General features: G+C 70.8%; 10 protein-coding genes. 4 read left to right on the top strand and 6 right to left on the bottom strand.

Features of this window, described 5'->3' with window-relative positions; genetic code table 11:
* Positions 1-2 precede the first annotated feature (2 nt).
* From lnt to NYZ95_RS17375, 3 genes are read left to right on the top strand one after another with little or no spacing between them, the layout of a single operon-like run.
* Positions 3-1,538, top strand: a complete 1,536-nt coding sequence (lnt, locus tag NYZ95_RS17385) for an apolipoprotein N-acyltransferase (protein ID WP_262852594.1) — start codon at positions 3-5, stop codon at positions 1,536-1,538.
* Positions 1,535-2,278: a polyprenol monophosphomannose synthase gene (locus NYZ95_RS17380; protein WP_262852593.1), complete on the top strand. Its 744-nt coding sequence runs from the start codon at positions 1,535-1,537 to the stop codon at positions 2,276-2,278. The genes lnt and NYZ95_RS17380 overlap by 4 nt, the downstream gene beginning before the upstream one ends.
* 12 nt (positions 2,279-2,290) lie before the next feature.
* Positions 2,291-2,743: an FxsA family protein gene (locus NYZ95_RS17375; protein ID WP_262852592.1), complete on the top strand. Its 453-nt coding sequence runs from the start codon at positions 2,291-2,293 to the stop codon at positions 2,741-2,743.
* Positions 2,744-2,843: 100 nt separating this feature from the next.
* Here the strand turns inward: NYZ95_RS17375 and NYZ95_RS17370 are convergent, their stop codons facing one another.
* From NYZ95_RS17370 to NYZ95_RS17355, 4 genes are all read right to left on the bottom strand, one after another.
* Entirely contained in the window at positions 2,844-3,251 is a 408-nt protein-coding gene (locus tag NYZ95_RS17370) for an RNA polymerase-binding protein RbpA (protein ID WP_262852591.1), read from the bottom strand.
* A gap of 130 nt (positions 3,252-3,381) precedes the next feature.
* The gene (locus tag NYZ95_RS17365; protein ID WP_262852590.1) at positions 3,382-4,776 is read right to left on the bottom strand and encodes an MFS transporter; all 1,395 of its coding nucleotides are present in this window, start codon (positions 4,774-4,776) and stop codon (positions 3,382-3,384) included.
* The gene (locus tag NYZ95_RS17360) at positions 4,773-5,564 is read right to left on the bottom strand and encodes a glycerophosphodiester phosphodiesterase family protein (RefSeq protein WP_262852589.1); all 792 of its coding nucleotides are present in this window, start codon (positions 5,562-5,564) and stop codon (positions 4,773-4,775) included. The genes NYZ95_RS17365 and NYZ95_RS17360 overlap by 4 nt, the downstream gene beginning before the upstream one ends.
* A 115-nt stretch (positions 5,565-5,679) precedes the next feature.
* Positions 5,680-7,209, bottom strand: a complete 1,530-nt coding sequence (locus NYZ95_RS17355; protein WP_262852588.1) for a helix-turn-helix domain-containing protein — start codon at positions 7,207-7,209, stop codon at positions 5,680-5,682.
* A 128-nt stretch (positions 7,210-7,337) separates the two neighbouring features.
* On the opposite strand from NYZ95_RS17355, the gene add reads away from it, so the two are divergent.
* Positions 7,338-8,399, top strand: coding sequence for an adenosine deaminase (add, locus tag NYZ95_RS17350; protein WP_262852587.1), 1,062 nt, complete (start codon positions 7,338-7,340; stop codon positions 8,397-8,399).
* A 3-nt stretch (positions 8,400-8,402) separates the two neighbouring features.
* Here the strand turns inward: add and NYZ95_RS17345 are convergent, their stop codons facing one another.
* Together NYZ95_RS17345 and NYZ95_RS17340 are read right to left on the bottom strand one after the other, a co-directional pair.
* Positions 8,403-9,113 carry a VIT1/CCC1 transporter family protein gene (locus tag NYZ95_RS17345; protein WP_262852586.1) on the bottom strand — a complete coding sequence of 237 codons (711 nt, stop codon included), beginning with the start codon at positions 9,111-9,113 and terminating at the stop codon, positions 8,403-8,405.
* A gap of 1 nt (position 9,114) precedes the next feature.
* Positions 9,115-9,762 carry an MBL fold metallo-hydrolase gene (locus tag NYZ95_RS17340; RefSeq protein WP_262852585.1) on the bottom strand — a complete coding sequence of 216 codons (648 nt, stop codon included), beginning with the start codon at positions 9,760-9,762 and terminating at the stop codon, positions 9,115-9,117.
* Between the last annotated feature and the right edge of the window lie 11 nt (positions 9,763-9,773).

The following is a 9,773-nucleotide window of genomic DNA, read 5'->3' as shown; positions in this document are numbered from 1 at the left end:
ACGTGCCACCCGTCCTCTCCTCACTCGACCGGACCTGGCTTCGTCGGACCGGTTCGGCCGTGGTCGCGGGGCTCGTGGTCTCCTGCGGCTTCGCGCCCGTCGGTCTGCCGTGGCTGGTCTGGCCCGGCCTCGTCCTCTTGGTCGTCGCGCTGCGCGGCGCGTCACCCGCCGTGGGCGCCTGGGTCGGATGGGTCTTCGGGACGTCGTTCCTGCTGGTCCTCCTCAACTGGGTGCTGGTCTTCGAGGTCCCCGGCGCGTACGTGGCGCTGGCGGCGTTCGAGGGACTCTTCTACGCGGGGTTCGGCGCGGTGTTCGCCGTCCTCGTCCGGTGGCGTGCCTGGCCGTTCCTCGGTGCGCTCGCGTGGATGGCCACGGAGATGCTGCGCAGCCTCCTGCCGTTCGGTGGGTTCCCGTGGGGACGCCTGGCGTTCGCCGCCGTCGACACGCCGCTGGCCTCGATCGCACGCTGGCTGGGGGTCTCCGCGCTGTCCGGCGCGGTGTTCCTCACCGCCGCGCTCGCGGTCTGGGCGTTCACACGGCCGGCGCCCGAGGCCGGGCGTGCTCGTCGCCTTGTCGCAGGCGGTGCCGCCATCGGGGCCGTGTTCGCCGTCGGCGCTGTGCTCCCGGTCGGCCTGGCGGGGGAGGGCCGCAGCCTCCAGATCGCGGTGGTGCAGGGAGACGTGCCCGGGACCGGCGCGCAGTGGTACGGCGAGCAGCGCGAGGTCCTCGAGAACCACGTGCGGGTCACCTCGGAGTACGCCGCGCGGGTGCGAGCCGGAGAGCTGCCGCAGCCCGACATGGTCCTGTGGCCGGAGAACGCCTCCGACCTCGACCCGATCACCGACCCCGACGCCGGCGCGATGATCGCCGGAGCGGCGCGTGACGTCGGCGCCCCGATCCTCGTCGGCGCGATCCTCGACGGACCGACCGACGACACCGCGTACAACGCCTCTGTCGTCTGGGACCCCGAGACGGGCGCCGGTGACCAGTACGTGAAGCAGCACCTGGTGCCGTGGGGTGAGTACGTCCCCATGCGCGACTTCTCCGAGTGGCTCGTCCCGCTGCTCGCCGAGGAGGTGCCGCGCGACATGCTCTCGGGAGACGAGTCGGGCGCGGTGCGGATCGGTGACGGTGTCGTGGGCACGATGACCTGCTTCGACGTCGTCTTCGACGGGCTCGTCCGCGACGCCGTGATGGACGGTGCCGAGATGCTCGTCGTCCAGACCAACAACGCCACGTTCACGGGCACGCCCCAGCCGGAGCAGCAGTGGCAGATCTCCCGGCTTCGTGCGATCGAGTCGGGCCGGTACGTGGCGGTGCCCTCCACGAACGGGATCAGCGGGGTGATCGCCCCGGACGGTAGCGTGCAGGCGACGGCACCGGTGCAAGAGCCGGCGTACCTCTCCGAGGAGGTCCGGGCCGCGACCTCGGTCACGACCGGGACGCGGTTCGGCGTGTGGATCGAGCGTGCCGCGCTCGTCGTGGTCGGTGTGGTGCTGGTCGCGGGGATGGTGCGGCGGAAGGTGCGTCGCCGGTGAAGACCCTCGTGATCGTCCCGACCTACAACGAGGCGGACAACGTCGTCCCGCTCGTCGGTCGGGTCCGCAAGGCCACGCCCGACGTGGACGTGCTCGTCGTCGACGACGGGTCACCGGACGGCACGGGACGCCTCGCGGGCGGCCTCGCGGCCACGGACCCCCAGGTCCACGTCCTGCACCGGACCGCCAAGAACGGCCTCGGCGCCGCCTACCTCGCCGGCTTCGCCTGGGGCCTGGAGCGGGGCTACGAGGTCCTGGTCGAGATGGACGCGGACGGTTCTCACCAACCCGAGCAGCTCTCCCGGCTCCTCGAGGAGATCGACGCCGGAGCCGACCTGGTCCTGGGGTCGCGCTGGGTGCCCGAAGGCGAGGTCGTCAACTGGCCGCGCAGCCGCGAGGTGCTCTCGCGTGGCGGCAACCTGTACACGCGCATGGCGCTCGGGCTGCCGCTGAAGGACGCGACCGGCGGCTACCGGGCGTTCCGGGCCGACGCGCTGCGCGCGATCCTCGACGGGCACGTGGCGTCGCAGGGCTACTGCTTCCAGGTGGACCTGGCCCGGCGGGCGGTACGCCGCGGGTTCGACGTCCGGGAGGTCCCGATCACCTTCGTCGAGCGGGTCGCCGGCGAGTCCAAGATGGACGGCGCGATCGTCCGCGAGGCGTTGTGGCGGATCACGGTCTGGGGCGTGCACGACCGTGCGGATTGGTTGCGCCGCGTACGCTCGAAGGCAGGACAGTGAGGGGGTGACGAGATGAGGGTGCGCCGAGCATTCACCGCAGCTTTCCTGCTGCTCCCCGTCATCGAGATCGCCATCGTCGTCGCGCTCGCGAGCTGGATCGGTGTGGGCCCCGTGATCGTGGCGCTCCTGGCGCTGTCGCTCATCGGCGTTCTCATCATCCGCGAGACCGGACGACGCGGCTGGCAGGACCTGCGCCTGGCCGCACGTGAGGGCGTCACGCCTGCGGGCCACCACGGCCGCGGGCTGACCATGCTGTCCGGCGTGCTCCTCGCCGTTCCCGGCTTCCTCACCGCCGTGCTCGGGGCGCTGCTGCTCCTCCCGCCCGTGAAGAAGGCCGTACGCGCGCGCAGCCGCCGCTGGGCCGAGAAGCAGGGCACCTGGGTCGTCGCCGAGCAGTTCCAACGGCGGGGGAGCGGGCCTGCTGGCTCCGGCCCCGTCGTACGCGGCGAAGTCGTCGACGACTGACCCGGGGCAGGAAAGAGCCTGGGCCGCACCACGGGGGGACGGTGCGACCCAGGCGTTCAGGGGATGTCGAACGGGTTCCCGAGAAGGGTGGCGTTCGAGATCAGGCGGAGCGCTTGCGCGCCTTCGGCTTGGCCTTGGTCTTGGTCTTCGACGGCCGGTGCAGGTGGGCGGGGCCGATCTCGCCGGCCCGCAGCAGCTCGAGCCGCTCGGTCAGGATCTCCTCGAGCTCCGGGATCGAACGCCGCTCGAGCAGCATGTCCCAGTGCGTACGCGGGGCCTTGACCTCTTTGTGCTCCGGCTCGGTGCCGTCGACGAGCCGACCCATCTTGCCGGTCCGCGGGTCTTCCCACTCGGCAGGGATCTCGGCGTCGTCGGCCATCGTGACCGTGAACGTACGACCGTCGGGGAGGACGTACTCCACCTCTTGACGCGGAGCCATCTCCACGCCACGCTCATCCTCGAAGCTCTGGGTTCCGAGGCGCGCCCCCCGGAGTGCGCGTTCTGCCATCACTGCCCTCCCGACTTCATTATCGTCCGATGCGTACGGCCACGTCTGTCCGTTTCCGTACGCCCTGTCCAACGTATCGGGGGCTTGTGAGATTCCCCTGAGAGCAAAGCGTGTTCTACGCCACGCTGCCTCAGACGGTGCGGGGCACCTCGCGCCCCGCGTCCGTGATCGCACGTCTTGCGTCCAGGCGCACCAGGAGGACAAGTCCGACGGCGAAGAACGCGATCAGCGCGAAGATCGCCGGTCGGTACGAGCCGGTCAGCTGGTGCACCAGACCGAAGACCAGGGTACCGAGCCAGCTGGTGCCGCGCTCGGCAGCTTGGTACAGCGAGAAGTACTCAGCCTCCCGCCCGCGGGGGATCATCTGCGAGAACAACGACCGTGAGAGGGCTTGTGTTCCCCCCATCACGATCCCGATGCCGGTGGCCAGCACGAGGAACGGGACGACCTCACCCTTCGGCATGACGTAGCCGGCCGAGACGATCCCCATCCAGACGACCAGGCCGCCCATGATCGTGCGCCGCGCACCCACGCGCTGAGCGATGGCGCCGAACGACAGGGCTCCGGCGATCGCGACGAACTGGACGAGGAGGATCGTGGCGATGAGCACCTCCGCCGAGAAGCCGAGCTCCTTCTGGCCGAAGATCGACGCCGAGTAGATGACGGTCTGGATGCCGTCGTTGTAGAAGAGGTAGGCGATCAGGAACAGCATCGTCTGGGGATAGTTCTTCAGGTGCTTGAGCGTGGTCCACAGCTGCCCGAAGCTCCGGCGGACGAGCGCGCCCTCCGTACGCTCGAGGCCGTCGGGGAGGGGCGCCGGGGGGTGGTCCCGCAGCCCCTTGTAGGCGCGGATCGTGAACCCGCCCCACCACAGACCGGCCGACAGCAGGCTGATCCGGACGGCCGTGTCGGTGCCGATGGCGTCGCCCGCGCCGAGCACGAGACCGAGGTTGAGGACGAGGAGGGTGCCGCCGCCGAGGTAGCCGAAGGCCCAACCCCGCGACGAGACGCGGTCGCGCTCGTCCGGGGTCGCGACGTCGACCAGGATCGCGTCGTAGACCGTCAGCGACGCCCCCATGCACAGGTTGGCGACGACGAGCAGCGCCGCGCCCAGCTCCCAGTTGCTGCCGGTCACGAAGAACATCGCGCACGCGGCCGCCGCGCCCGTCCAGGCGAACCGCGCCATGAGGCGACGCTTCGAGGCGACGCGGTCGGCCACGGCGCCGACGACCGGGAGGATCAGGGCCGACAGAAGGGTCGCGAACGTGACGACGTAGAAGACGAGCGAGCCCGCCGAGAGCCCGAGCCCGAAGAGGTCGACGTCGGCGTGGCACGGGTTGTCCGCCGTCCCGACCCTCCCGCAGGCGTCCCGCTCGGCGACGGACGTGAGGTACGGGCCGATCAGGACGGTCCCGACGCTCGTGATGTACGCCGAGTTGGCCCAGTCGTACCAGTACCAGGCGCGCTGCTCGCGGCGGCGGTCGACCGCCGTGCCGGCGCCGTCGGCAGGGTTGGCGAGGGTCATCTCGGAGCTCCTCCGGTCCATTGGCCGCGTGCGGTCAGGACGTCACGCAGGACGTCGATGCGGTCACTCATGAGGCCGTCCACCCCGAGGTCGAGGAGACGGTGCATCTCGTCGGCGTCGTCGATGGTCCACACGTGGACCGCGAGGCCCAGGTCGTGGGCGGTGCGGACGAACCGGGGTGTCACGATCTCGAGCCAGCCGCGCCGTGTCGGGACCTGGACGCAGCTGACGCCGCCGGCGCGCAGCCGCGGCAAGACGCGCCAGGGTCGGGCCAGCACGCGGGCGATCTCGGGCGGGGACGCCGAGGTGGGCAGGTGCGGCGCGACCGCGCGGATCTTGGCGAGGCGGCGGTGGGAGAAGGACGCCAGGCACACCCGGTCCTCTGCACCGGCCCGTGCGATCGCCTCGAGGGTCGGCGTGACCGCGGCCGCCTCCTTCACGTCGATGTTGACGTACGCGTCGGGGAACGCGGCCAGCATCTCGCTGAGCAGGGGGATGGGCTCGCGGCCGCCGATGCGGGCGCGCTGCACCTCACGCGCGGGGAGCTTGGCGAGGACGCCCCGCCGGTCGGTCGTACGGTCGAGCGAGGTGTCGTGGAAGGCGAAGACCGTGCCGTCCGCAGACGTCCGTGCGTCCGTCTCGAGGTAGCGGTAGCCGAGCCTGACGGCGTTCTCGAAGGCGGCGAGGGAGTTCTCGATGCCGTGGTTGGGGCCGTAGTGCGCGCCGCCTCGGTGCGCGTACGCCACCGGCGTCGGCGAGGCGAGGAACGGCGGCACCTGGTCGGTCACTGGGCCAGTATGCCGCTCCGGGGTTCACCCGCGGAGCGCTTCGCGCATCGGTGCGTGAGTGGTCACCGGGCGCGGCGCCGTGACCACCCACGCACCAACGCGGCGCGGGTCTGGCTCAGATGTCGCGGAAGGTCTCGATCTCCGCGCCCAGCGCGTTCAGGCGCGCGGCGAGGTCCTCGTAGCCGCGGTTGATGACGTAGACGCTGCGCAGCACCGAGGTGCCCTTTGCGGCCAGCATCGCGATGAGGATCACGACGGCGGGCCGCAGCGCCGGCGGGCAGACCAGCTCGGTGGCGCGCCAGCGCGTCGGCCCCTCGATGAGCACGCGGTGCGGGTCGAGGAGCTTGACGTTGGCGCCCAGCTTGTTGAGCTCGGTGAGGTAGATCGCGCGGTTCTCGTAGACCCAGTCGTGCAGCAGCGTGGTCCCGGACGCCGTCGCCGCGATGACGGCGAAGAACGGCAGGTTGTCGATGTTGAGGCCCGGGAACGGCATCGGGTGGATCTTGTCGATCGGCGCGTGCAGCACCGACGGGTGCGTCGTGATGTCGACGAGGCGCGTGTGGCCGTTCTCGGCGAGGTACTCGGCGCTGCGGTCGTAGGTGAAGCCCATCTCCTCGAGCAGCGCGAGCTCGATCTCCATGAACTCGATCGGGACGCGGCGCACGGTGATCTGGGACTCGGTGACGATCGCGGCGGTGATGAGGCTCATCGCCTCGATCGGGTCCTCGCTCGGCGCGTACTCGACGTCCACGTTGATCCGCGAGCGTCCCGTGACGCGAAGGGTGGTGGTGCCGATGCCCTCGATCTCGACCCCGAGGCGCTCCAGGAAGAAGCAGAGGTCCTGGACCATGTAGTTGGGGCTGGCGTTGCGGATCACGGTCACGCCGTCGTAGCGGGCGGCCGCCAGCAGCGCGTTCTCGGTCACGGTGTCGCCGCGCTCGGTCAGCACGATCGGCCGCTCGGGGGAGACCGACGAGTCCACGGTTGCGTGGTAGCTGCCCTCGGTGGCCTTCACCTCGAGCCCGAAGGGCCGCAGGGCCGTCATGTGCGGCTCGACCGTACGGGTGCCGAGGTCGCAGCCGCCGGCGTACGGGATCTCGAAGGTCTGCTCGCGGTGCATGAGCGGGCCGAGGAACATGATGATGCTGCGCGTACGACGCGCGGCCTCGGCGTCGATCGACGAGAGGTCGAGGGTGGCCGGGGGCACCAGCTCGAGGTCGCCCTCGTCACCGATCCACGTGGTCTTGAAGCCGATGGACTCCAGCACCTCGAGGAGCCGGTTGACCTCCTCGATCCGGGCGACCTTGCGCAGCGTGGTCCGGCCCTCGTTGAGCAGCGCCGCGCACAGCAGGGCGACGCCGGCGTTCTTGGAGGACTTGACGTCGATCGAGCCGGAGAGCTTGGTCTCGCCGCCGACGCGCAGGTGGCTCGGGCCGGAGGTGCCGAGGGCCACGAACTCCGAGTCGAGTGCGGCGCCGATGCGGGCGAGCATCTCGAGGGTGAGGTTCTGCTGGCCCTGCTCGATGCGGTTCACCGCACTCTGGCTGGTCTTGAGGAGCTGAGCGAGCTCCGCCTGGGTCAGGCCGCGATGCTTCCGCGCGTCGCGGATGAGGTTCCCGATCCGGGTCAGGTAGTCGTCAGTCATGGGCTCCACCGTATCTCATATCTGAGATAAATCGTCAAAGGTCGAAGTGTTCCGCGTGTCACGTCACGCGAGTGCCGGACCCGAGCGCAGACACCCGCACCCACCGTACGGGGTGGTTCAATGGCGCGATGAGCAACCCCTCCGCCGTGTCGGTGACCGAGCGCGGGCGCCCGGTCGATCCCTTCGTGCACGCCCTTCCCAAGGCAGAGCTGCACGTCCACCTGCTCGGCGCCGCCTCCGTCGAGACGGTGCTCGGGCTCGCGCGACGTCACCCCGAGGTCGGGGTTCCGGTCGACGAGTCCACGTTGCGCGACTTCTACCGATTCCGCGACTTCGCGCACTTCATCGAGGTCTACATCCAGACCAACCAGCTCGTCACGACCCCGCAGGACGTGGAGGACCTCGTGGCGGGTGTGGGGGCCGACATGGCCGCGCAGAACATCCGGTACGCGGAGCTCACCGTCACGCCGGACAGCCAGCTGCTCATGGGGATCGCACCGGACGAGCTCGCGGAGGCGTTGACCCGCGGCCGCGCACGCGCTCGTACGGAGGGCGTCGTGCTGGGGTGGATCTACGACATCCCCGGCGAGCTCGGCCTGCCGTCGGGGGAGCGGACCATCGACTGGGTCGAGCGATACGCGCCGGAGGGGTCGGTCGGGTTCGGTCTGGGCGGTCCCGAGATCGGGGTGGAGCGGCCCCAGTTCGCGGAGGTCTTCGCGCGGGCACGGGCGCTCGGTCTGAAGAGCGTCCCGCACGCGGGGGAGACGACCGGCCCGCAGACCGTACGGGACGCACTCGACGCCCTCGGCGCGGTCCGGATCGGCCACGGGATCCGCGCCGCGGACGACCCTGCGCTCGTGGCGGAGCTCGTCGAGCGTCAGATCCCACTGGAGATCGCGCCCACCTCCAACCTCTGCACGGGCGCTGTCGCGTCGCTGGAGGAGCACCCGTTCCCCGTGCTGCGCGACGCCGGGGTGCTGGTGACGCTCAACAGCGACGACCCGGGGATGTTCGACACGACGCTCGAGCACGAATACCAGCTGGCGCACGACGCCTTCGGCCTCAGCCTGGCCGACCTGGCCGACCTCGCCCGCGCGGCCGTCGACGCGTCCTTCGCGCCCGACGACGTCAAGCTGGCGGTCCGCGACGAGATCGACGAGGTCGTCGCGGAGCTGTTGCTCGAGTCGTGAGCGTCAGACGTTGAAGGCCCGACCGAGGACGTAGGTCGTCACCATCGCGAGCGCGCCCCCGATCACCGTCCGGACGGTCGCGCGGCCCGGTGGGGCGTGGCCGAGACGGGCGCTGACCCACCCCGTGAGGACGAGCGCCAGGACGACCGCACCGAACGTCACCGGGATCCGCACCTCGACGGGGCACAAGATGATGGCGAGGAGGGGAAGCATCCCGCCGATCGTGAAGGACACGATCGACGCGAACGCCGCCTGCCACGGGTTGGTGAGCTCGTCAGGATCGAGGTGCAGCTCGGCGTCCGCGTGCGCCGCGAGCGCGTCGCCGGCACTGAGCTCGGTCGCCACCTGACGGGCGAGGCTCTCGCTGAGGCCCTTGCCGACATACTCGTGCGTCAGCTCGTCCAGGGCGGCGTCGGGGTCGCGGGCCAGCTGCTCGCGCTCGGCCTCCAGCAGCGCCCGCTCCGTGTCACGCTGCGTGCTCACCGACACGTACTCGCCGGAGGCCATCGACAGGGCGCCTGCTGCCAGACCCGCCAGCCCTGCGGCGAGGATGACCGGTACCCGCGTGGTCGCGGCCGCCATGCCGATGACGATGCCGGCGGTCGACACGATGCCGTCGTTCGCGCCCAGGACGCCGGCGCGCAGCTGGTTGAGGCGGCCGCCGAGGTCCTCGTCCCCGGAGCGGTCCCGACGACCGTGCGCGCCCGCGGTCATCTCACACCGTCGTCTTCCCGTCCTGGCCGAGGAGAAGCGGCTCGTCGGCGCCACCCATCTCGGCGACCCGTCCCCAGTAGACCTGGTACGCCAGCTCGGAGACCGTGCAGTCGTGGATCGGGAAGACGACCCGCGGGCTGACGGCGCGGACGAAGTCGACCGTCTCGCTCACCTTCGCCCACGGCGCGCTCAGCGGCACCGCGAGCACGTCGACCCGTGGGGGGACCGTGGCGTACGAGTCGCCGGGGTGGAAGAGGCGGAGGTCCTCGGCCTCGATCAGGACACCGACGTTGCCGATCCTCGGCATGTCCGGGTGGATCACCGCATGGACGAACCCGACGCCGGTCAGCGTCATCGACGGGCCGAGCTCGACGGTCACGTCGGCGGCCGTGGCCTCCCAGACGCCGAGCCCGTCGAGCGCCGAGACGGTCTGTGGCTCGGCGAGCAGGCGAGCGGACGGGTTCTTGGCGAGCAGCCGCTCGATCCGGGCAGGGTCGACGTGATCGGGGTGCTGGTGGGTCACGACGATCGCGTCGAGATCGGTCAGGTCGAACGCCTCGTCCCGGCTGAAGGTCCCGGGGTCGATCAGCACCCGGTGGGGGCCGGACTCGACGAGAAGGGCAGCGTGACCGAAGCGCGTGATGTCCATACGGGAAATCT

Origin of the sequence: Mumia quercus (genome assembly GCF_025506335.1) — a bacterium.
In the GTDB taxonomy this organism is placed as follows: domain Bacteria; phylum Actinomycetota; class Actinomycetes; order Propionibacteriales; family Nocardioidaceae; genus Mumia; species Mumia quercus.
This window is presented reverse-complemented; position numbering and strand designations above follow the sequence as displayed.

Bases quoted from the DNA above. Each gene is read 5' to 3' on its own strand.
- NYZ95_RS17375 (WP_262852592.1), top strand. From the start codon at position 2,291: ATGAGGGTGCGCCGAGCATTCACCGCAGCTTTCCTGCTGCTCCCCGTC.
- NYZ95_RS17370 (WP_262852591.1), bottom strand. From the start codon at position 3,251: ATGGCAGAACGCGCACTCCGGGGGGCGCGCCTCGGAACCCAGAGCTTC.
- NYZ95_RS17365 (WP_262852590.1), bottom strand. From the start codon at position 4,776: ATGACCCTCGCCAACCCTGCCGACGGCGCCGGCACGGCGGTCGACCGC.
- NYZ95_RS17355 (WP_262852588.1), bottom strand. From the start codon at position 7,209: ATGACTGACGACTACCTGACCCGGATCGGGAACCTCATCCGCGACGCG.
- add (WP_262852587.1), top strand. From the start codon at position 7,338: ATGAGCAACCCCTCCGCCGTGTCGGTGACCGAGCGCGGGCGCCCGGTC.
- NYZ95_RS17345 (WP_262852586.1), bottom strand. From the start codon at position 9,113: ATGACCGCGGGCGCGCACGGTCGTCGGGACCGCTCCGGGGACGAGGAC.
- NYZ95_RS17340 (WP_262852585.1), bottom strand. From the start codon at position 9,762: ATGGACATCACGCGCTTCGGTCACGCTGCCCTTCTCGTCGAGTCCGGC.